The organism is Pantoea sp. BAV 3049, from assembly GCF_009765445.1.
In the GTDB taxonomy this organism is placed as follows: Bacteria; Pseudomonadota; Gammaproteobacteria; order Enterobacterales; family Enterobacteriaceae; genus Erwinia.
Genome location: NZ_WHOY01000031.1, coordinates 4,254,656 through 4,274,875, shown reverse-complemented (window position 1 = coordinate 4,274,875; position 20,220 = coordinate 4,254,656). Strand labels below are relative to the sequence as shown.

The window sequence follows — 20,220 nt, the reverse complement described above, 5'->3', positions numbered from 1 at the left end:
TCGGAAATCAATTTCGACATGCACTGACTGTCTGACTGAACAACCTTCCTGTTGTACAAATCATTTGTTCTCTGATTATATTTATTGATCGCCCATAAAATGCTCAGTGTCGCACTGTCGCCCACAGTGCCTGTTACTGATCTCAAAATAAGGTTCTGCCATGAATTGTTCTGATAACGTCAGTTCTGATGTTGTATTGCCTGAAGAAAATATTTCGTCTTCGCGTCAGACAGGAATGGGATACGCCCATATAAAACATCTTCTGCCTATGATGAAATGGAATAATGATGTCCTCATTATTATTTATGATCCGGCTGTTGCATTTCGGAATGCAACTTCTGAGGAGATGATTATCTCGCTTTCATGTGAATATACCGGGGAGCAAAAATGAGTTCCACCAAGCATATTACCCAGGGCGGACAGGTATTCAGCTATATGCTGAATATGTTTATGCAGGTCAACCGCCGTATTGCCTTCTGGTTATTGAATCTTTTTTTTGTGCTGACACCGTTATTTTTCTGGATGCGGGTGCCGTGGCAGGATATGCGTAACGGCGGACTGTACTGGTGGTTATACCTGTCTGCCGGCGGTGAAAAAGCGTTGTTCAACGTACCGCCCGTATATGACGTGCCCTATGACGGACAAACCCTGCATTTTACCTCCGCTGCCATTCTGAAAGACCCCTATATGACCTATGCCGGTCAGCTGACGCTACAGGAGCTGTTTATTGCGGTATTTCTGGCGAGTTGTGTGGTGCTGGCGGTGGCGTATGGCGTCTATTATCTCCTGCGCCGGCTGGGTGAGAAGCAGGCCCAGGACGATCTGGTCGGTGGCCGGACACTGACAGAAGATGTGAAAGCAGTGGCCAGAACCCTGCACCGCAATAATGAAGCATCGCCACTGCATTTTGACCAGTTGCCTCTGCTGCTCGACAGTGAGGTCAAAAACCTGTTGCTGCATGGTACGCCCGGGTCCGGTAAATCCAATGCCCTCAACAAGCTGCTGCAGCAGCTGCGCGCACGCGGCGACATGGTGATTGTCTACGACAAGGGCTGTTCGCTGGTTAAGCGCCACTTTAATGAAAACATCGATAAGCTGCTGAACCCACGTGATAAGCGGTGTGAAAACTGGGATTTGTGGCTGGAGTGTCAGACCACATCGGACTTTGATTCTATTGGCAATACGCTTATCCCCCAGAGTACCAAAGAAGATCCCTTCTGGACGGGGTCTGCCCGGACCATTTTTACCTCGGTATCTAAACGTTTCCAGAATGACCCGCATCGCAGCTATAACGCGCTGTTGCGTACCCTGCTGGCCATCAATCTGAAGGCACTGCGGGAATACGTGCAGGGTACGGAAGCGTCCAACCTGATGGAAGAGAAGGTGGAGAAGACCGCTATCTCCATTCGTGGTGTGCTGACCAACTACGTGAAAGCCCTGCGCTACATGCAAGGGATTGAGCGCACCGGTAAACCTCGCTTTGCCATCCGCGAGTGGATGAAGCAGGTCAATGAACCTGGCCAGCGTCACGGCTGGCTGTGGATCACCTCTAACGCCCGGGAGCACGAGTCTCTGAAGCCACTGATTTCCATGTGGCTGGCGCAGGCAGCGAACTGCCTGCTGGAGATGGGAGAGAACCCGACCCGTCGGGTGTGGTTTATCTACGATGAGCTGACGTCCCTGCATAAGCTGCCGGAACTGCCTGGCGTACTGTCGGAGGCCCGTAAATTTGGTGGCTGTTTTGTCCTCGGTTTTCAGAACAAACCGCAGCTGGATTTCACCTACGGTCGTGAATTTGCTGACGCAATGATGGATTTACTCAATACCCGCTTTTTCTTCCGTTCCCCGGATGAAGGCGTGGCGAACTATGTGATGCGTCAGCTGGGCCAGCGCCGGGCGAAGGTGTTTAACGAGCAGTACAGCTATGGTGCAGATACCGTGCGTGACGGGGTGTCGTTCAGCAAGCAGGAAGATGACCAGTATCTGGTCAACTACTCCGACGTGCAGTCCCTGCCAGACCTGACCTGTTATGTGACACTGCCGGGGGCGTATCCGGTGGTGCGCATGAACATGACGTACGAGAAGTTACCCTTCATTGCGGCGGAGTATCTGCCTCGCGAACTGAACGACAGCCTGGACCCGGAAATCGAGGAGGAAATTACCCGCCGCGAGCTGGATGAAGACAGCATCGACAGGCTGCTTGCGGTACAGAGCAACGAGCCTGCTGTACCGGCAACAACAGCACCAGTTGCCACCGTACCTTCGGCCACGGCTGCAACAGAAACCATCAATTCATCCCCTCTGCCACCGGCCGCTGTATCGTCCTCCGTGCCTGATACCCGGTGCAGCCAGGCAACGACCAGTCCGGTCCAGAACGGTGGTCGGGTGAAGGAATATGACGGACTGCAGGTGGATACACAGACCGGCGAAATCCTGACTGAGCCAGATCGTTACGAAGACTATGCGGCGTACGAGCAGGAGGCCCTGCAGGCGATGCGGGAAGAAGAGAAAAATATCCTCGTTCACCGTGAACATGACGAACCGGACAGGGAGTATGAGCCGGGGGACCGCTGGTAATGCTGACCGTATCATCGACTGCTGGCGGCGGAGCCAGCTACTACATGGCGAAAGATAATTATTACTTTCTCGGCAGTATGGAAGCGTCCTGGATGGGGAAAGCTGCAGAGCTGTTAGGGCTGGAAGGCCCCGTGGATGCGAAGACATTCGATGATGCCCTGGCCGGTTTCTTCCCGCAGGGCGTCGATCTCTCCCGGATGTCGGGCGGTCAGAATGTTCACCGGCCGGGTTACGATCTGACGCTGTCGGCACCCAAAAGTATTTCCGTGCTGGGTGTGGTACTGGGCGACAGCCGTATTCTGGAGGCCCATCAGCGTGCTGTCGGTGTGGCCATGGGGGAAATTGAACGACTGGCCAGTACGCGAGTCATGGTGGATGGGGTCAGCCAGACAGAGATGACCGGTAAGTTGCTGGCCGCCGCTTTCCATCATGACACCTCGCGTGAGCTTGATCCGCAGCTGCATACGCACCTGATAGTGATGAACCTGACGGAGTACCTGGGGGAGTGGAAAACCCTATCCAGCGATAAGGTCGGCAACAGCGGGTTTATCGAGAACGTCTATGCCCTGCAGGTTGCGCTGGGCAAAATCTACCGTAACGAGTTGCGTCAGGCCGTGGAGGAGATGGGATTCCGGACCGTGGTGACCGGCAAAAACGATCTGTGGGAAATCGAGGGTGTCCCGGTGGAGATATTTTCACAGCGTACGCAACAAATCCGGGAGGCCGTTGGTGATGGCGCTTCCCTGAAATCCCGTGACGTGGCGGCGCTGGATACGCGTAAGGCTAAACAGAAAGATCCCGACCGGGTCGAACTGCTGACCGACTGGATGAACCGTCTGGAGCAGGAAGGATTCGATATCGGCGCGTTTCGTCAGGAGGCTGAAGCCCGTCTGAAGGCTATGGATAGTGACAGAGCAATACGCCCGGAGACGACCCCGGACGATGTTCGTCAGGCGGTGAGCCTGGCGATTTCTCAGCTCAGTGAAAAACGTACCCGCTTTACCTATTCCGATGTGCTGAACCGAACGCTGAACAGTCTCGATGCGCGGGAGCAAATTGCGGTGATGGCGCGTTCTGCCATTGAACTGGCGATTGAGGACCAGCAGCTGATACCGCTGGATCGGGAGAAAGGTCTGTTTACCTCCTCCATTCATCTGCTGGACGAACTGAGCCTGCAGCAACTGGCCGGGGAGATGAAATCCACTGTGGTGGTCTCTGGCGGTGTTCCCGCCCGGTCCTCTCCGTCTGCACCGGTGATGCAGCAGATTGAAGCAGACCGTCCTTCACTGGCGATTGTCAGCCAGCCCGGAGGTGCAGGCGGTATGCGTGAATCGGTGCTGGCAGGCGTGCAGCTGGCGCAGTCACAGGGGCGGGACGTGGTGGTGCTGGCCACCGACCGCAGCAGTGAGCGCTGGCTGGCCGAGCAGCCCGGGCTGACGGATAAAGTGATAACCCTGAAAGGGCTGTCAGAGGCCCCGTTGCCGGAGAACAGTACCCTGATTGTGGCCGGGGCGGAGAAGCTTTCCGTCCGCGATGCGCTGACGGTCACCGACCAGGCGCTTCGCGCGCAGTCGCAGCTACTGATGATGGACAGCGGCGGGCGCAGCGGGACCGGCAATGCCCTGCAGACGCTGGAGGCGGCCGGGGTGACCCGCTACCGGGCAGAAACGGAACGCACCGTGGCCGTCAGCGTGGTCAGTGAGCCGGACAAGCGCCAGCGTTATACGGTACTGGCCCGGGATTATGTGGCGATGGTGAGCCAGGGAGAGAATGTGGTGGTCCAGGCTAGCGGCGAGCGCGAGCAGCAGTCGCTGACGGCAGCGTTGCGGCAGACGCTGCAGGAGAAGGGGCTGCTCGGGAGTAAAACAGCGACCATCGACACGCTGGTTCCGCAGTGGCTGGACAGCAAAAACCGGCGCCAGCTGGATACGTACCGGGAGGGCATGGTGCTCGAGCAACGCGCTCCGGACAGCCGGGTATCTCAGCGCTATACGATTGACCGCGTCAGCGCGGAGACCCGTTCGCTGATGCTGGTCGATGAGGATGGCCAGCGTCAGGGGATGAAGCTCAGTCAGGTGGACAGCAGCTGGAGCCTGTACCGGTCACAGACCGTTGATATTGCCGAAGGGGAGAAACTGACCTGGCTGGCGCGACAGGGAAAACAGCGAGCCGGTGACAGTGTCACGGTCACTGCCGTGCGAAAGAACAGCCTGGTGGTGGAGCAGGACGGACAGAAGCGCGTGATTCGTACCGACGAACCGCTGAAGGCCGGATACGGCTACGTCACCTCACCGGGAAAGCGCGTCAGTGAGCAGGGCACGGTGCTGGCGGCAGTATCCGGCCGGGATACCGGGGCGACGATGCTCAATACCCTGGCCCGCAGCGGCGAACACATACAGCTGTATACCCCGCTGGCGAACGATGAGGCCGGGCGACGCCTGTCCCGTTCACCGCTGTACCGGACCGCGCTGGCGCAGGTGAATCCGCAGAACGGTGAACTGGCTGACGCGCTGTCGGCGGCGCAGGATGCGCTGATGTCGCCGGCAGAGAAAGCGGTGCGTCAGGCGGTGACGCTGACCCAGGGGAGTGAAGTGGTATTCAGCCGACCTGATGTACTGGCAAATGCTCTGCCGCTGCACCCCTCCCTGCGTCAGGGGGATGTGGACCAGGAGCTGGCCCGACAGGTGCAGACCGGGGAAATTATCCCGGTGCCCGGACCGAAAGGCATCGCACAGCAGCTGTATGTGACGGCCGCGAGCTATGAGGCGGAGAAGCGCGTCATTCGTCTGGTGGTGGAGGGGCTGGACACGCAGGCGCCACTCCTGAGCCACGCCGACCCGGCGTTATTCGCCGGGCTGACGGCCGGGCAGCAGCAGGCCTCCGGCCTGATACTGGAGAGCACTGACCGTTTCACCGGCATACAGGGCTACGCCGGGGTGGGGAAAACCACCCAGCTGAAAACCGTACTGGCGGCCCTTGATACGCTGCCGGCAGACCAGCGTCCTGATGTTGTCGGGCTGGCCCCGACCCACCGGGCGGTGGGTGAGATGGCTGATGTCGGCGTCAAAGCGCAGACGCTGGCGAGCTTTCTGATGGATATGGAGCGCCGCATTCAGGGCGGAGAGAAGCCCGATTTCAGTAAGACCCTGTTCCTTGTGGACGAGAGCTCGATGGTGGGCAACCGGGATATGGCCGATGCGATGAGCCATATCGCCGCCGGTGGTGGTCGTGCGGTGCTGAGCGGTGACCGGGACCAGCTGCTGCCGGTGGATAACGGCGCACCGTTCACCCTGCTGCAGGAGCGTAGTCCGTTAGATACCGCCATCATGCAGGACATTGTGCGTCAGAGTCCGGCGCTGAAACCGGCGATCGAATCGGTCATTGCCCGCCAGGTCCCGGCGGCACTGGACACCATCCGCAGCGTGACGCCGGACACGGTGCCGAGAACGCCGGGCCGCTGGTCACCGGGGCAATCCGTGGTGGCCATCCCCCAGACGAAAGAACAGAAGGAAGAGCAGGGGGACCGGGTGATACAGGCCATCGTCGATGACTTTACCGGTCGTACCCCGGAGGCGAGAGACAGTACGCTGATTGTCACCCAGACCAACGCCGACAAAAACGCCATCAATACCGCCATCCACGCTCAGCTGCAGGAGCGCGGTGAGCTCGGCCGTGAAGTGAGCATTACCGTGCTGGAACGGGTGAAAACGCAGACCGACAGGCTGAAGTCGGTGGCGGGAATGATGGCGCAGCACGGCAATATTGCGCTGATTAACGACCGTTACTACACCATTCGCGCCGGGCAGGACAGCAAACAGAACGGTTATGTCGAACTGATTGATGACACCGGTCAGGCGCAGGCGCTGTCGGCCTTTGAGAGCAGTCTGCGGGATATCGCGGTGTTTAAACCCCGTGAGATTGCTGTATCGGTCGGGGAGAAGGTCAGTTTCTCCCGTTCTGACCGCGAACGCGGACGTGAAGCGAACAGCAACTGGACCGTCACCGGCGTGACAAAAGACGGCGAGCTGCAGCTGACTCAGGGGGAGGAGACCCGCATCCTGAACCCGAACGCCGACCTGGCTGACCGTCATCTGGACTACGGCTATGCCGGAACAGCGCACAAGGCTCAGGGAGCCAGCGCATTGTATGTCATCGTGCTTGCCGGCGTGGACGGTGGGCGCCAGGCGCTGGCCTCCCTGCGAGATGCGTATGTCGGCCTGTCGCGTGTAAAAGTGCATGTGCAGGTCTATACCGACAATCTGGGTAAGTGGCTGAAGAAGGTCTCTCAGCCTGCAGAGCGGCAGACGGCCCACGATGTGTTGCTGGCCGACGATGACCGTCAGGCTGCGACCGCACAACAGCTATGGGAAAAGGCCACGCCGTTGTCTGACAGCGCCCTGGGGCGTGCGCTGGCAACGCAGCTGCCGGAGGCGGGTGAGGCCCGCTTTATCCACGGCAGCCGGAAATATCCGGCGCCGCATGTGGCGTTGCCGGTGCATGATGCCAGCGGCGTGCAGCGGGCGGTTTTGCTGCGGGAGGTGCAGCTCGACAGCGACGGTCGTCTGCGGGGCCTCAGTGATAACCCGCGCCTGCTCGGCAGTAAAGATGCCACACTGGTGATATTCCGGCAAAGCGAAACCGGCCTGACCCGTCAGGCCACGGACCTGGCAGAGGCCCGCCAGTTGGGGCAGCAGCATCCTGGCGACGGTATTGTGGTCGTCAGTGGTGAATCCCCTACCGATGCCATTATGAAGCGACTGAGTGGTGGGCTGGCTATGCCGGACAGTGCCGACATTTCCCGCCACACGGAAAGTAACCCGGCCGACACGCCGGACCCGGTCAGCCTCAAAACGCCGGAAGAGCAGCGGATGGCGAAGGCGCTGGCTGAAGAAGCCCGACGCCAGCAGCAGGCGGAGGCTGTCCCGCATTTACCTGGTGATGCCGAACGTCCGGATGCCCTGCAGCAGGCGGAGCGCGCTGAATCCCGTGCGCTGCAGCGTGAGGCTGAACAATCCCGGCAACAGGAGCAGGCCGGGTTAAGTCAGGCCACACAGCAGGCGCGGCAGCGAGAGAGCGTGACCGACCAGCTTCACCGGGTTGAGCGCGAGATAGTGAAAGAGAAGGAAATTGGTGAGTAACCGGCATCTGTCGCGCAATATCAATGCCGCCAGCACCGGTCCTGTGGAATACTTCACATAACAATTACTCCCGAGCTATCAACACACTATTCGAGTCAGCCTATGAATGATGACAAAACCCGTCCGCTCCTGAGCCTGAAGCGTAAGGCCCCGTCAGCAGACACGTCCGCGCCTGCCAGCGAGGCGGAGGTGGACATCACGGTCTCCCGACGGAAAACGGTGGTGGTGAACACCGGGCCAAAACGCAATAAAAAGCCGCTGCCGGATGACAGACCGCCCGCTCCCCGGATGCCTCAGCCGGGCAACGGGCAAGCAAAAAAGCCAAAGAAAAAAAGCAGCCTGCGCCTCCACCCAAAAAGGTGGTGGCGGTGATCCCCCCATCCCCGAAGAAGCAGCAGCGACCTGGTCGTTCTCCACGGCTGATGCGCCCGGCGGACGCCGTGCAGACGCTGAGTACACACTGGCCGGGCCTGTTCACTGGCGGTCAGCTGCGTCCGCTGGCCATCGGGGTAAGGGAACAGCTCTTTGCTGATGCTGCGCAGCGAACATTGCCGCTGTCGCATAAGGTGCTCCGCCGCTGTCTGAAAACGCTGACGCGGACGGAAACGTATCTGAGCAGCCTGACCGTCGGGGTCGCATGCTACAACGCGGATGGTTCTGTGGACTCTCTCGTCCCTCCGGAGCGTGAAGCGGCCGCCAGGCTGAAGCTGGCGCGGGTGCAGGCAGACAAACTGAAGAAACAGGCGGTGAAGGCCGCCACCAAAGATGAAAAAAAGGAACATTAAAATGTTAACAGTAAAGCGCACCGCACTGGCGGTGCTGATGACCAGCGCTCTGTTGTCCGGTATGGCAAATGCGGCGGAGAAAGCCACACCTGTCTTTAGTCCGGAGCAGGAGGCCCGCATTGGTGAAATCGCGAAAGACTACCTGCTGGCTCATCCTGAAGTGCTGGTTGAGGTTAGTCAGAAACTGCAGGCACAGCAGCAGGAAAAGCAGCAGCAGGCGATGACGGCGGCCGTGATTCAGCATCAGGCCGCGCTGCTGAACGATAAAGGCACGCCATCATATGGCCCCGCCGATGCGAAAGTGACGGTCGTCGAATTCTTCGATTACCAGTGCATCTACTGTGCCCGCCTGGCACCGGCGCTGGAGAAAGTGATTAAGGCCAACCCGGGCGTACGCTTTGTGTTCAAGGAACTCCCTATCTTCGGAAGCCGCTGGCCGGCGTCGCTGACGGCCGCTAAAACCGGCCTGCAGATTTACCAGCAAAAGGGCAGTGAGGCTTATCTGCAGTACCATAATGCGGTCTATGCCACCGGGCATAATGAGGGCAAGCTGACGGATGCTGATATCAGCACGGCTGCAAAAGCCGTGAAGTCAGATGTGAAAACCGCGCCGGATGTTCAGGGTACCCTCGAGGGTATCGGTGCACTGGCACAGCAGCTGGGTTTTGGCGGAACACCGGCCCTGGTGGTCATGCCGTCCAGCGGTGCCAGCACAGACAATGTGACCGTTATCCCTGGCTTCACTGACGGCGACACCCTGAACGCCGCTATTCAGAAAGCGGCGGGCGGTATTCGCTGATTTTCACCCTGGTGGTGGTCTTCCTGGCCGCTGCCCAGTGACGCACGTCGTTGCGACGGGCTCCGCTGACCCCGGTCAGCGTCAACCTTAATCCAGCCAGACTGAACACTGGTCCCGGCATCGCTGGGTATGCTGACCTGCGCGTTTGCCTGGTCAACGTGCCCCTGTCCTGCCGCCCTCACGCTGTTCGGTTGGCCAACCCCGGATGCGGGTAAAAGCGAGTTTTTCCCGCATCCGGCGTTTCTTAATTAATTCAGAGAAGATGAAATCATATGGCATGTTTTGAATGCAGCAGCGATGCAATGCTTATCAATCAGCTCGTCCCCTGGGTAACCGTCGGCATTTTGATAGTCAGTGCACTATTTTTCAGTCGTCTCCTGAAGCGCGATCATCGAATGTGGACATTCGTCGTCGTTACGCTGGTGTTGATGGAGGAGCTGGCTTTGAGCCTCTGGCTGCGGCCTGGTGAAGTGCAGATATTTTCCCCGCATTTAATGGATGGCATGTAATGAGGATCGCAATGCGAATAACCCGTAATGCCCGCAGATGGTGTCTGCCCGGCCTGCTCAGTCTGGCGCTTTCAGCGCCCGTGCCGGTAGTTTGTGCCGCCAGTATCGAGGCGGGTTTTTCTCCGGAAGGAACGGCGCTGCAGCTGGTCCTTAAGACCATTGACTCAGCACAGCAGGATATCCGCCTGATGGGCTACTCCTTCACCTCTCCGGAGGTGGTCAGGGCGCTTGTCACAGCAAAACGCCGGGGTGTGGATGTGGCCGTGGTTCTGGACTGGAAAGCCAATACCGGAAAGAACAACAACGCCAGTAAAGCTGCCATGAACCTTCTGGCCGGTGCCGGCATTCCGGTTCGTACCGTCAGTGCTTACAAAATTCTCCATGACAAAGTGATCGTTGCCGACGGCCGCAACACTGAGGTCGGCTCATTTAACTTCAGCCGGGCTGCAGACCGTTCGAACTCGGAGAACGTGCTTGTCGTCTGGGATGACCCAGTCTTAGCCCGCCGCTACCTGAACCACTGGACATCCCGCTGGGCACAGGGAACGGACTGGAAACAGACGTACTGACATTTCAATAAACGATCCTGAAACGTAAACCGTGCGCCAACACAGGTTACGTTCATAAAGTAAGTCGCTGATTTCAGGAATCTGTAGTATTCTCTGCAAAGATCCAGATTTGATCCTTGAGGAGGCAGAGATGTCGCAGCCTGGAAATGCAGTTTCCTCATCGAAAGAAAAACGTGCGTACCGCAAAGGCCATCCGCTGAGTGCTTCTGAGCGACAACAAAGTTTTGTTGCGCGGAAACGTGAAACGCACAAAGAAATTAAGATCCTTGTGCCTAAAGAGCTCAAGAGCAAATTTCAGGAAATGTGTGCAGAAAGCGGTCTGAGTCAGGCAGAACTGTTTAGCCGTTTAATCGACAAAGCCAGTTAAACTGGCGTTATGGGCTGACATTCTTGCTTGAGTGGGCACGTAGTGCTAGATTACTGATCGTTTAAAGAATTTTGATGGCTGGCCACGCCGTAAGGTGGCAGGGAACTGGTTCTGATGAGGTGTCTACCCGGGACCAGAAAAGACAAAACCCCGATAATCTTTCAATGTTTGGCGACGAAGAAGATTACCGGGGCTTACCTAAACTGTATAGAAGCTGTTGCTCTATGCAGGGAGTATAGTTTTATGCTCAGAAAAGTTCAATACTTGTTTCTGCGCCATTTGCTCCTTCCGTGCAACATAAGTGCGGGCGGGTTTGAATAGCGGAACGTCCTCCGATACTACCTATTTCGACTGGTCGGAATACGATTCAGTGAATCTGCGTGAAGCACGCGATTCTGCTGTTGTTTCTCCGAAGCGTACACGCCGTCGTCGCGGAACACACTCGACGGCGTGTAAGTGTGCTGATCCTAAATATCTTCGACCTGCCACCTTTAACCAGCTCCCAAAAGTACTTCGGGACGGGTATCATCGCGCCCAGAAACGCCGTTTCTCGCGGCATCCGTATTTCGTGCATATGCGCACGAATGCTGGCCGTGAGCGCGATTTCCGCCAGGAACGCCAGCATCTTCTTGATGCGATGGCTGTTCTGCTGGTTAGCGGCTGCGACATTGCCACCTTTAACGTCGCCCTCAACAGTTCACAGATATGCAAGGCGTTAAGCCCAAAAGACTCCCGGGGTGAGGTAATACCAGGTGAAGAGGTCACGCCTTCCCGCATTTGCCGCGCACTCGATCTCTTAGAAAATTACGGCCTTATCGAGCCGTACATGCGCCGCCTGGACCCGTACACAAAAACATACCTCCCACGGCATGTCACTTTAACAGAGCAGTTCTTTAAGCTTCTCCAGGTCAATCTCGACCTGCTGTATAAAGAGCGTGATGAACGTTTGCTCGCGATGGCCGAGGGGATTCTTGCCCCTGGTGAAGTGATGTCCGTAAAAGCGGCCCGACAGCGCTTCTCTGACGAGAAAGTGGCACAGGCCCTGAAGGTTCGCCGCGAGAAAGCGATAGAACAGAAGCGTCTTTCCAGAATTGCGCGCGCTAGCCAGCTTGATGACCGGCAGTTCCAGATTGCTGCCTGGTTGATCAACACACGGCCGGAGGTCTCAGGCATGGCGCCGGATGATTTCGAGTTGCTGGTCTACCATTACCTGCGCCAGATCAAGCTCAATTTTGACGCTGAGCCACCAGGCTAACTTAACACTCACTCCATATTTTCCCTCTACCGCCGCTGGCGGTTTTCGTGCTTCCCCGCGTTTAAAAACAGGCTAAAAAGTCATCAGTAAAGCCTGCCGTTACTACACTTATTACAGGCTAAAATCACCGTGATGATGCAAATTGGTCATGTCCTTATGGTTATGCACAAATATCCGCAAACATAGAGAGCTTTTTACCCGCAATGACAGAGAGTATTACTCGCAAGTTTTTCTTAATCTTTTGGGAGTTCTATGCTCTTTATGACCAACGAACGCTTACGCGCTTTTGCCCTTTTTAAACATTCAATTAAAAAATGAATCTTATTCAGTCCCGCTTTCCTGTGGAAAACGAGGATAATGTCCGCCCTTGCAGCGGACTACGTCCGCGCCGGTTCGGTAACTACCTTCCTTAAGTAGCTCCCATCGCTACGCGACGGGCCCCAACCATAGTTACAACATACGAAATATTTCCCAAGAGCACCAACAGTGCCAGTCTGAAACCTCACAGCCCCTCCCCACCACTGAAAAGCGAGGCCGCCCCGGCCCTAAGGGCCGGAACAACATCGCTTTTAATGCTGGATGTTGTAACTAGGGTTTTGAGTCGCTGTGAGTCGTTTCGCTGGAAGTATTGAGTAACACGCCCGTAAGCGGCCCTTACGGCCCGCTAACGCGGAGATACATTCCGGCTATGCCGGAATCACTCCGACGGCGCACACAAGCTTCTGTAACGCTTTTAGCGGGTTTTGGTCTGACAGGGCGAAGGGATGGATTGGCAGAACCTATCAAAACGGTAACCGGCTGCGCCGGGCTACGGCGCCAGTCTCTCACTGAGCTATATTCACCTTCAGCTGGCGCCTCCATGACGCTTCGCGTCATTCAGTGGACCGGCTGCGCACTGCTCGCCAGTCCGGTATGCATGTGATATAAACGGTTGTGTTTATAAACACTTCTGTGGATATCGTTATGCTGCTGACCGACTACATTGACAGCGTGTACGGAACGGCGCGCGGAAACCGGGCGCGCTTTCTGAAGGACAACCCGGATATCCTTCCTCAGGAGCTGAGCCGCTGGCTTAAGGCAGGCCTGAAAATCAGGCCTGAGACCGGCGAAATCTACAAGCCCGTATCACGCCGCGTCAGGATACCGTCGGCGGTTGCTGCCGGGGCTGGCGTCTTTCTCTCTGACAACCTGCGTGAACGTGTCGCATCGCTGGCCACCGCGCAAAACGTAACTTCCGAAGCCATGCTGAATGCCCTGGTGGATCGCGAGGAACTGTGCCGTAAACTGTCCCTTCAGGCAGAAAGTGATACCGCCGTGCCGGAGCAGCTGATTGCCGGCATTGTCAGTCGCCATTTTGCTGTGCTGTCTGAAGTCAGTGAGACAGACGCCTGGCACAGGGTGCTGGAGGCGCTGGTCCGTGAGCTGACGGAGTCTGACCTGCTGTCATTCCTCACCGGTAATATTGCCGAGAGCCGTCGCCTGAACATCCCCCGCACAGCGTATTACTGGTACGGCGGTTTTGTGGCAAAGCGGGTGGCCATGATGCTGGGCTGCCACGATATCTACCTGTGGAACGAAATGATCCGCCCGGACAGCGACGTCGTTTTTGTGGGCGATGCGCGCAACGTGGTGGCCTGCTACTTCATCTGCCAGCAGATGTGTCGTCAGCTGAAAGCCGTAAGGCTGCACTGGCGCAAGCTGCAGGGGGCATGGGGAAGCCGGACAGAGCTGGATGAGGCCGCGCACCGGTACACGCAGCGGCTGGCCGAGGGGATAGTGGATAACGGGATTTTCATCGGTGGTGATGAGTATAATACTTACCGTCTGTACGATTACGCGGAAAAACATTACGCCTGGGCCATGCGCTGAGCGGATGCAGACGGTTCCGGATGCCACTTTGTTGCTGTTCCGGATAAAATACTCTCAGTATGATCGTAAGCGGGAACCCGCCAGAATTTTGTGGACAGAATAAAGAAGGAAAAGAGCACTCAGTGACGCTGACAGAAAAATCGGGCCATCTGGCATGGTGCGCCCTGGTGGCACTTGCGCTGGCCAGGCAGAACGGCGATGTGCTGTCACCGGCACAGGAAAATCTCTTTCTCACCCGCTGGCTGGCGACCGCGCTGAAGCAAAGGCGTTTTTCGCGTGATGTGGCGCCCGATATCGAGTGGCTTCTGAAACAGGGACGCCAGCTGGGCGTCAGCGCGAAGCTGGCCAGCAAGCTGAATTACCTCTGGCGCTCCTGCACCGGCGAACTGTCTGAGCAAAACGACCTGTTCCGGCTGACCTATGCCCTGGAAACCGCGAAAGACATGAGCTGGAATTACCGCCTGTTGAGCGATCGGGAATGGTCCGGGCGGTATGCCTTAGCCCTGAATGCCGACGTGAACGGCATTTATCTCTCACGGACTAACCTCGACGCGGCATTTGACGACGATGGGCGACAGATAAATCCGCTGCTGACGCGCCTGACCGGTAATGTTGGGGCCGTGGTAAAGCTGTTTAACCGGTGTGGCTGGCAGGCTGATTCGGCACAGGATGCCTCCCTGCCCCACCAGTTTATGCTGGTAGCCCGTCAGGTTTCCGGAGCGCACCTTCACAAAATCGCATGATATGATTATTCCAGGTATTTAAAGGACACCATAAGGAGAGGGATATGTCGCAATTAAAGCAACCAGGTTTTCTGAAAAAGATAGAGAAAGCTATCAGCGCGATCCCTGGCCTTGAGGACCAACTTTTTTCATTCAGAAAGAAAAAACGTAGTGATAATCCATTAGTATTCATCGACAGAAAGGATGAAGAACGAATCCTGATGAATCTTCTTCAGCGTCAGCATAAAGATGAAAAACAGGCCGCAAAAATAGAATATCTTTTTCAGAAAAACAAATTATCACCCTACAGTGTTCTGAGTTTTATATACTGGCGCTATACAAAGAAAATTTACCGACTGAGCGCTGATATTATCAGCGATGTGGCCGGTACCTATGTTGATAACATTCCGGCTCAGGTTCTGAAGGAGCTTCCCGCATGGAGTATTTATGTTTCTGCCGAAGAACTGCACACTGAGCTTCTCACTTCCTACCCAATAAATGGCTTCTTCTTTTATCCGCTTTATAATAATGACGGGAATATTATCCGCCTTTTCATTATTGATGATTTGAAACAAGGTCAGGGAGTTTCTGGCCTGAAAGAAAAAGACGTTGATGTCGTCAACAATGTTATCCGGATAAAGGACTCACGTGAAGGACTTATCGATTCACGGCAGATGGAATGCATCGACGGCGAGGTAGTTGTGACGGTTAATCAGGATATCAAGGATTTCAGGGAAAGAGAATTTAATCTTCTTAACGCACAGCTATCAATGGTGCTTTATATCTGTTCACAGATGAATGACATCAGAGAAGTCAGTCAACTCAAACGTCCAGAGAAGAATAAAAGGCAGGTTCACCTGGACCATGAATCGCCGGCAACAGCCATCAGGGAATGGGATGTGGGTATTAGGATGGGGCAGGCCATACGTCAATATCGCCAGTCTGAACCCGCCAGTGAAGGCCGACCGACAGCAACGGGCGGCAAACGTCCTCATATACGCCGGGGGCACTGGCATACATACTGGACGGGAAGCAAAAAGCCGGAACTTGCCCATGAGCGGAAACCCAAATTAAAGTGGTTGCCCCCGGTACCAGTGAACTCCGAGGACGTGGACAACTTACCTGTTGTTATCACGCCTGTTGAGAAGTGAGCCGGATATGCCGCTGCAGATGGCTGGTTTGATTAGTCATGTAGTGGGCGCTGTTGCTGGCAAGGCTTTTTTGACTTTTTAATATTTACTGGAGTGTTTCGATGAAGTTATTAGTTCCTTTTGATGCTCTCGTTTTTCAACTAAAAAATACAACGGTCCTGATGGAGTGTCTTGTATCTGAAACAGAAGATGTTATATTGCATTCGCTAAAAGCATTTGAAGAAAAAGAACCTTCAATGCATGTAATAGAAGTAGACGAAGGTCCAGACACTGAATATTATTCATATAAACAATATGCCAGTTATTCTTTTGAGGATGTCGTTGATACTTATACGGTTTCATTACCATCCTGTTTCAGGCGTTCCTCTTTTCTGACAATTTACAGTATGCTGGAATTTCATCTTACTAACTTTTGTAATAAAAGAATGGATGCAATGAAATTTCCATTGAGCTATAAAGATATAAACGGAACTGGGATTGAAAGGTGCAACATTATTCTCAAAAAAGTCTTCGGAATGGTTCATTCCGAAAACATGAAATTATTAAACCAACTTACTAGGTTAAGGAATGCATGTATACATAATAATGCTATTATTACAAATGATAAAGATAAGTTAAACAGTCTTACATCACTCAGTAATGGGACATTGTATTTCCAGAATGATGAAGTTATCTTTCTAAAAGGTTCACTTGATTTTATTATTAGCATAATAAAAGAACACTTTGAAAATATTGAATTATTATTCTCCAGTTCAAAACGATGACTTCGGGGCGATATACATAAATTTTCTTCCCCTACGCCTAAAAGGCGGGAACGACGTCATAAAAATCTGGTCTGGTAAATTTATCCCCAGCCGCTTAAGTCAGATATGGCAAGCAGAGCCTGAAAGGAATACCTCCCTGCCCTACCAGTTTACGCTGATGGCCGGACGGGGAGTGTCAGGAAAGGATGATTAGTCGTAGAGTTACATCTGGTCGTCCCTGATGTAGCCAGACAACCGTTAGGCCGCTCCCCGTGCCGTCTGACGTTGATAATGGCGGTTGCATATCCTGTCATATTAGTCTAGTATTATCTTACTGCAAGAGCATACGCAGGGGGCGCAAATCAGATACAGGCCTTCTGTGCCGGGCAGTCAGGTGGCTGATCACCTGCCGGGTAGTTACGACATGAGTCGGTTTCTGAACCCTTAGTGCTAAAGAAATGCTGCGACTACCAACAAATTCATAAGGGCGCTATATGCGCCCTGTTTTTTTATATAATTCTGCCTATCTGTACACCATGTGGATTACGCTTCGAATAAGCCGTTACAACCACATAAATCCAACCGGAATCAGTCTCTGGAGCTTCTCTTGGCTCCAGAATCACCATACCCAAAGCAGATTTTAGAACAGTCGTTCTGTGTTTCCCGCCCGGATGATTAAACTCACAATAAATGGGGGCTCCTGGCTGGATAATATCCCGCACAAAGCGAGCAACATCACTGATTGTATTATAGCCAAGCCGGGCTAATTCTTTCTCATGTTCAGCCCAAATATGGTTAACACCAAAGCCACGATTAGGCCCTGTATGCCTCCCCACACGCAGGAAAATATCCCCAGCTGGAATAAAGTCATTTTTCGTTTCAATCTCTGGCACGCGCCCATAGCAAGCCAACCCGTCAGGGTGAGCTATAGGGCTGTTTGGAGATCCAGCAATGCTAACGTATTTACCCTGCCTAGCCATTCATCAATCCAATATCCCGCAGTTATTACTGAAAGTCCCGCAGGCCGTTGTGTGTCCACTCTGCCTGGTCGTACTGGTGAAGCCCAGCGTATTGAGCGCGTTTATAATAAGGTTTTGAAGTCCAATGGAAGTTATTATACCGGAGCTGGAGTTCTGGTACCTGAGTTTCATCGGAGGCTGGTCCGGGGATTACGCTTCCTCACCTTCAGAACTGCTGCAGACGCGTATCACTGTCATTTTTGACACTCCAGCCAGACGGGCTGTTTCCCTCAAGGATTTGCCGTGCGTAAGACGAAGTGTGCGTATTAATTCATGTTTCTGCGCATCGGCTACCCTGCCCCTATATCTACCCTCCGCTTTTGCCTTGCTTATACCTTCAGCCTGACGACGTCGCCGATCCTCGTAGTCTTTTCGGGCAATAGCGGCGAGCATATCCAGCATCATGCTATTTACGGCCTTCAGCATGCTTCGGGTAAAGTCATCACTTACTGCGCTGGATAGCGCCAGATGGCTGGTCGGTAGATCAAGACTGACAATGGCCAGCTGCTTGTCGGTGATTTGCTTTCTGAGTGTCTCCCAGCCTGCATCATCCAAGCGGGTAAGCCTGTCGACCTGTTCAATAAGAATGACATCGCTAGGCTCCGCATCCCCAAGAAGCCTGATCAGTTCAGGACGGTTCATTGTAGTACCGGAGACATTATCGATATACCAGCCAGCAATACGGTGGCCATGTTGGTTTGCAAATGCCTTCAGTGCATTTTTTGCCCGGCTGGCATCCTGCTCTGAGGTGGATGCCCGGAGGTAACCAAAAACGAACATTATTTGTCCTTCTGGTAACATTTAAGTGGTCTTGCGTACTATGGTATCACTTATGTGGTCACAATAACATTCGTCGGTATCTTTACTGGTGGTATATATAGAGCATACCTCAATGTGACAGCCTGGCGCGCCCGTCAGGCTTGTCCAACCCTTCGCCTGCTCAGATGCAAGCTCTGAACAGACTCATGGTTTCGGTAACAGGTCAATAAAAATAAATACGATCATCAGAAGTATTTTATGGACACTTTTACTATTGTACCTAGGTGAGCAGTGAAATTCGCAGCGCGGCTTATTAATATAGAATCAGGCTGGTCTCGAACAGATTTCCTGTTTCATCAAAACTAAACCAATATGCATTATAGTCTTTATCTTCGCAGTTTACATATAGTTTCCCTGTGAAGTTTAAATCGGTGTAGGTTCCATCCTGATTATCTTTGAGTAACCGCCCTTCTTCGGAAACAACATAGAATGGGCAGAAAAACTCTAAATCTTTTGTGCAAAAATTTTCAGAAGTGGCGGCTTCGGGTAGTGGTCTTTTCTTGTACGTGATGTTATTTACAAAACCCATGATAGTTACCTTATGTTTATGGTTTTTATTACCTGAATGTCCAATGGATCGCTTAGCCATCTGTTTTGTGGGCATATCGATGTCTAGAGGAAGGGGAATGCCAGCAACTTTGCGGCTTACCTCGAATTATGCCTAAGATTATCATAACAAGATAACAAGATAACAAGATAACAAGATAACAAGACGTTATCTTTGCTTTGCTTCTGCTATCAATCGTGATATCTCTGTTTTTGATAGTGTTTTTAGTGCTTCTACCGCCGCCCTGACAACATCAGAACGATTCACTCTGCCTTTACCTGAAACCATCTCTGCCGTTATAAGGTCATCAATGTCTTTTAGGTTTTCTTCAAAAAAGGAAATACTCACTGGTTTTGCTTTGCTTACAACCGATGATTTATCTGATGACTTTTTGGCATTATCAAGGCCAGCCGTGCCACCGTTAATAAATGCTGCCTCGTCACGAGGTGGAGTGTTTGCTCTATTTCTCACAGAATAACCTCTTTAACTAACGCTTCGATTTCTTGCTGTGCTTTATCATTTTGCGTTTCAAAAATTGTCATTGATTCGGCCCAGGCATCTCTATGTGCTTTACGATCACATACCCGGGAGTTCGCCAGATGCATTTCAGGGTAATCCTTAAGTACTTCAGCTGCCTGATTGGCTTCATTAACAAACATGTTTGTGGGAGTCATGTTTAAAACGAGATATCCCCGAACATCCTCATTAAAATCTTTTGCTGCTGTAAAAACGGAGCATGTATGAGGCACAACATCCAGGTCCATCTGAGAAGGACGCAAAGGAGAAATGAAAACATTTGCGGCCATCAATCCACTACGCATTTCTGCACTATCACGGCCAGCACAGTCTGCAATGACAAAATCATAGGATTTTTCGTGTTCCTTTAACATTGCTTTGATGTTGCCTGTTGCTCCTGTCACCGGAATATGGGGGCGATCTTCAGGGCGGTTGTTGTACCAGGTTAATACTGATTTCTGGTCGTCTGCGTCGACAATAATCACGCGATTGCCTGATGACATCAGATATGCGGCTATTGATACCGCAAGTGTACTTTTGCCAACACCACCTTTTTGACTACCTAATACAATAATCATTATAGCCTCATATTAAGTTGTTAAGATAACAACTTAATATTGCCACCAGAACACGGGCTATGCAATTATTTTATTATGGTAATAACTTAATTAGTTGTTAACTAATTGATTTATCTTTAAATTAAGATAACAAGATAACAAGATAACAAGATAACAAGATAACAAGATTGTGAGGTGAATTGGACACCGAAATTGTTGACATCAGCGATGCAATAACGATGTCGCTACGCTCCTCATTCACGCCGTTCAACGGTGAC

At 53.3% G+C, this 20,220-nt stretch carries 20 protein-coding genes and 1 pseudogene; 15 read left to right on the top strand and 6 right to left on the bottom strand.

All coding sequences use genetic code 11. From position 1 onward, the window contains the following. Nucleotides 1-160: 160 nt before the first annotated feature. The 9 genes from GSQ70_RS21095 (at nt 161) to repA (GSQ70_RS21055) (ending at nt 10,744) form a co-directional block, all read left to right on the top strand. Entirely contained in the window at nt 161-391 is a 231-nt protein-coding gene (locus tag GSQ70_RS21095; protein ID WP_158784340.1) for a hypothetical protein, read from the top strand. Continuing rightward, nucleotides 388-2,577 carry a type IV conjugative transfer system coupling protein TraD gene (gene traD, locus GSQ70_RS21090; protein WP_158784339.1) on the top strand — a complete coding sequence of 730 codons (2,190 nt, stop codon included), beginning with the start codon at nt 388-390 and terminating at the stop codon, nt 2,575-2,577. Before GSQ70_RS21095 ends, traD begins: the two co-directional genes overlap by 4 nt. Continuing rightward, nucleotides 2,577-7,715: a conjugative transfer relaxase/helicase TraI gene (gene traI, locus GSQ70_RS21085; protein WP_158784338.1), complete on the top strand. Its 5,139-nt coding sequence runs from the start codon at nt 2,577-2,579 to the stop codon at nt 7,713-7,715. Before traD ends, traI begins: the two co-directional genes overlap by 1 nt. 102 nt (nt 7,716-7,817) lie before the next feature. Then, the gene (locus GSQ70_RS26475) at nt 7,818-8,087 is read left to right on the top strand and encodes a hypothetical protein (RefSeq protein WP_158784337.1); all 270 of its coding nucleotides are present in this window, start codon (nt 7,818-7,820) and stop codon (nt 8,085-8,087) included. After that, nucleotides 8,084-8,500 (top strand): ProQ/FINO family protein, encoded by a 417-nt coding sequence (locus GSQ70_RS21075; protein ID WP_233268391.1) that lies wholly within the window; start codon nt 8,084-8,086, stop codon nt 8,498-8,500. Before GSQ70_RS26475 ends, GSQ70_RS21075 begins: the two co-directional genes overlap by 4 nt. A gap of 1 nt (nt 8,501) precedes the next feature. Continuing rightward, nucleotides 8,502-9,299: a DsbA family protein gene (locus GSQ70_RS21070; protein WP_158784336.1), complete on the top strand. Its 798-nt coding sequence runs from the start codon at nt 8,502-8,504 to the stop codon at nt 9,297-9,299. 272 nt (nt 9,300-9,571) lie between these two features. Beyond that, nucleotides 9,572-9,808 (top strand): hypothetical protein, encoded by a 237-nt coding sequence (locus GSQ70_RS21065; protein ID WP_233268389.1) that lies wholly within the window; start codon nt 9,572-9,574, stop codon nt 9,806-9,808. Between the two features lie 11 nt (nt 9,809-9,819). After that, a complete protein-coding gene (locus tag GSQ70_RS21060; protein WP_158784335.1) occupies nt 9,820-10,377 on the top strand; it encodes a phospholipase D family protein in 558 nt (185 codons plus the stop codon). 130 nt (nt 10,378-10,507) lie between these two features. Further along, nucleotides 10,508-10,744 carry a replication regulatory protein RepA gene (repA, locus tag GSQ70_RS21055; protein ID WP_000081846.1) on the top strand — a complete coding sequence of 79 codons (237 nt, stop codon included), beginning with the start codon at nt 10,508-10,510 and terminating at the stop codon, nt 10,742-10,744. Between the two features lie 50 nt (nt 10,745-10,794). On the opposite strand, the pseudogene GSQ70_RS26470 reads toward repA (GSQ70_RS21055), so the two are convergent. Further along, nucleotides 10,795-10,902, bottom strand: a pseudogene (locus GSQ70_RS26470) (replication protein RepA). 85 nt (nt 10,903-10,987) lie between these two features. Here GSQ70_RS26470 and tap point away from each other — a divergent pair. The 6 genes from tap (at nt 10,988) to GSQ70_RS21025 (ending at nt 16,505) form a co-directional block, all read left to right on the top strand. Beyond that, nucleotides 10,988-11,065: a RepA leader peptide Tap gene (gene tap / locus GSQ70_RS26465; protein WP_031621057.1), complete on the top strand. Its 78-nt coding sequence runs from the start codon at nt 10,988-10,990 to the stop codon at nt 11,063-11,065. 49 nt (nt 11,066-11,114) lie between these two features. Beyond that, nucleotides 11,115-11,999 carry a plasmid replication initiator RepA gene (gene repA / locus GSQ70_RS21045; RefSeq protein WP_233268387.1) on the top strand — a complete coding sequence of 295 codons (885 nt, stop codon included), beginning with the start codon at nt 11,115-11,117 and terminating at the stop codon, nt 11,997-11,999. 963 nt (nt 12,000-12,962) lie between these two features. Continuing rightward, nucleotides 12,963-13,868 carry a hypothetical protein gene (locus GSQ70_RS21040; protein ID WP_158784333.1) on the top strand — a complete coding sequence of 302 codons (906 nt, stop codon included), beginning with the start codon at nt 12,963-12,965 and terminating at the stop codon, nt 13,866-13,868. A 122-nt stretch (nt 13,869-13,990) separates the two neighbouring features. Continuing rightward, on the top strand, nt 13,991-14,611 hold the full coding sequence (locus GSQ70_RS21035; protein ID WP_158784332.1) for a DUF2913 family protein: 621 nt from the start codon (nt 13,991-13,993) through the stop codon (nt 14,609-14,611). Nucleotides 14,612-14,655: 44 nt separating this feature from the next. Next, complete coding sequence (locus GSQ70_RS21030; protein ID WP_158784331.1) at nt 14,656-15,741, top strand: protein finQ; 1,086 nt, start codon at nt 14,656-14,658, stop codon at nt 15,739-15,741. 101 nt (nt 15,742-15,842) lie between these two features. After that, the gene (locus tag GSQ70_RS21025) at nt 15,843-16,505 is read left to right on the top strand and encodes a hypothetical protein (RefSeq protein WP_158784330.1); all 663 of its coding nucleotides are present in this window, start codon (nt 15,843-15,845) and stop codon (nt 16,503-16,505) included. 488 nt (nt 16,506-16,993) lie between these two features. Here GSQ70_RS21025 and GSQ70_RS21020 read toward each other — a convergent pair whose 3' ends face one another. The 5 genes from GSQ70_RS21020 to GSQ70_RS21000 form a co-directional block, all read right to left on the bottom strand. Next, nucleotides 16,994-17,464, bottom strand: a complete 471-nt coding sequence (locus tag GSQ70_RS21020; RefSeq protein WP_199257289.1) for a hypothetical protein — start codon at nt 17,462-17,464, stop codon at nt 16,994-16,996. Between the two features lie 189 nt (nt 17,465-17,653). Further along, nucleotides 17,654-18,283, bottom strand: coding sequence for a recombinase family protein (locus GSQ70_RS21015; protein ID WP_158784329.1), 630 nt, complete (start codon nt 18,281-18,283; stop codon nt 17,654-17,656). A gap of 292 nt (nt 18,284-18,575) precedes the next feature. Continuing rightward, nucleotides 18,576-18,851, bottom strand: coding sequence for a hypothetical protein (locus tag GSQ70_RS21010; RefSeq protein WP_158784328.1), 276 nt, complete (start codon nt 18,849-18,851; stop codon nt 18,576-18,578). Between the two features lie 186 nt (nt 18,852-19,037). After that, nucleotides 19,038-19,340 carry a hypothetical protein gene (locus GSQ70_RS25810; protein ID WP_181244197.1) on the bottom strand — a complete coding sequence of 101 codons (303 nt, stop codon included), beginning with the start codon at nt 19,338-19,340 and terminating at the stop codon, nt 19,038-19,040. Then, nucleotides 19,337-19,963: a ParA family plasmid-partitioning AAA ATPase gene (locus GSQ70_RS21000; RefSeq protein ID WP_158784327.1), complete on the bottom strand. Its 627-nt coding sequence runs from the start codon at nt 19,961-19,963 to the stop codon at nt 19,337-19,339. Before GSQ70_RS21000 ends, GSQ70_RS25810 begins: the two co-directional genes overlap by 4 nt. Between the last annotated feature and the right edge of the window lie 257 nt (nt 19,964-20,220).

Excerpts from the sequence above, each read along its gene's own strand:
- GSQ70_RS21095 (WP_158784340.1), top strand. The coding sequence starts at position 161 with ATGAATTGTTCTGATAACGTCAGTTCTGATGTTGTATTGCCTGAAGAA.
- traD (WP_158784339.1), top strand. The coding sequence starts at position 388 with ATGAGTTCCACCAAGCATATTACCCAGGGCGGACAGGTATTCAGCTAT.
- traI (WP_158784338.1), top strand. The coding sequence starts at position 2,577 with ATGCTGACCGTATCATCGACTGCTGGCGGCGGAGCCAGCTACTACATG.
- GSQ70_RS26475 (WP_158784337.1), top strand. The coding sequence starts at position 7,818 with ATGAATGATGACAAAACCCGTCCGCTCCTGAGCCTGAAGCGTAAGGCC.
- GSQ70_RS21070 (WP_158784336.1), top strand. The coding sequence starts at position 8,502 with ATGTTAACAGTAAAGCGCACCGCACTGGCGGTGCTGATGACCAGCGCT.
- GSQ70_RS21065 (WP_233268389.1), top strand. The coding sequence starts at position 9,572 with ATGGCATGTTTTGAATGCAGCAGCGATGCAATGCTTATCAATCAGCTC.
- GSQ70_RS21060 (WP_158784335.1), top strand. The coding sequence starts at position 9,820 with ATGCGAATAACCCGTAATGCCCGCAGATGGTGTCTGCCCGGCCTGCTC.
- repA (WP_000081846.1), top strand. The coding sequence starts at position 10,508 with ATGTCGCAGCCTGGAAATGCAGTTTCCTCATCGAAAGAAAAACGTGCG.
- tap (WP_031621057.1), top strand. The coding sequence starts at position 10,988 with ATGCTCAGAAAAGTTCAATACTTGTTTCTGCGCCATTTGCTCCTTCCG.
- GSQ70_RS21040 (WP_158784333.1), top strand. The coding sequence starts at position 12,963 with ATGCTGCTGACCGACTACATTGACAGCGTGTACGGAACGGCGCGCGGA.
- GSQ70_RS21030 (WP_158784331.1), top strand. The coding sequence starts at position 14,656 with ATGTCGCAATTAAAGCAACCAGGTTTTCTGAAAAAGATAGAGAAAGCT.
- GSQ70_RS21025 (WP_158784330.1), top strand. The coding sequence starts at position 15,843 with ATGAAGTTATTAGTTCCTTTTGATGCTCTCGTTTTTCAACTAAAAAAT.
- GSQ70_RS21020 (WP_199257289.1), bottom strand. The coding sequence starts at position 17,464 with ATGGCTAGGCAGGGTAAATACGTTAGCATTGCTGGATCTCCAAACAGC.
- GSQ70_RS21015 (WP_158784329.1), bottom strand. The coding sequence starts at position 18,283 with ATGTTCGTTTTTGGTTACCTCCGGGCATCCACCTCAGAGCAGGATGCC.
- GSQ70_RS21010 (WP_158784328.1), bottom strand. The coding sequence starts at position 18,851 with ATGGGTTTTGTAAATAACATCACGTACAAGAAAAGACCACTACCCGAA.
- GSQ70_RS21000 (WP_158784327.1), bottom strand. The coding sequence starts at position 19,963 with ATGATTATTGTATTAGGTAGTCAAAAAGGTGGTGTTGGCAAAAGTACA.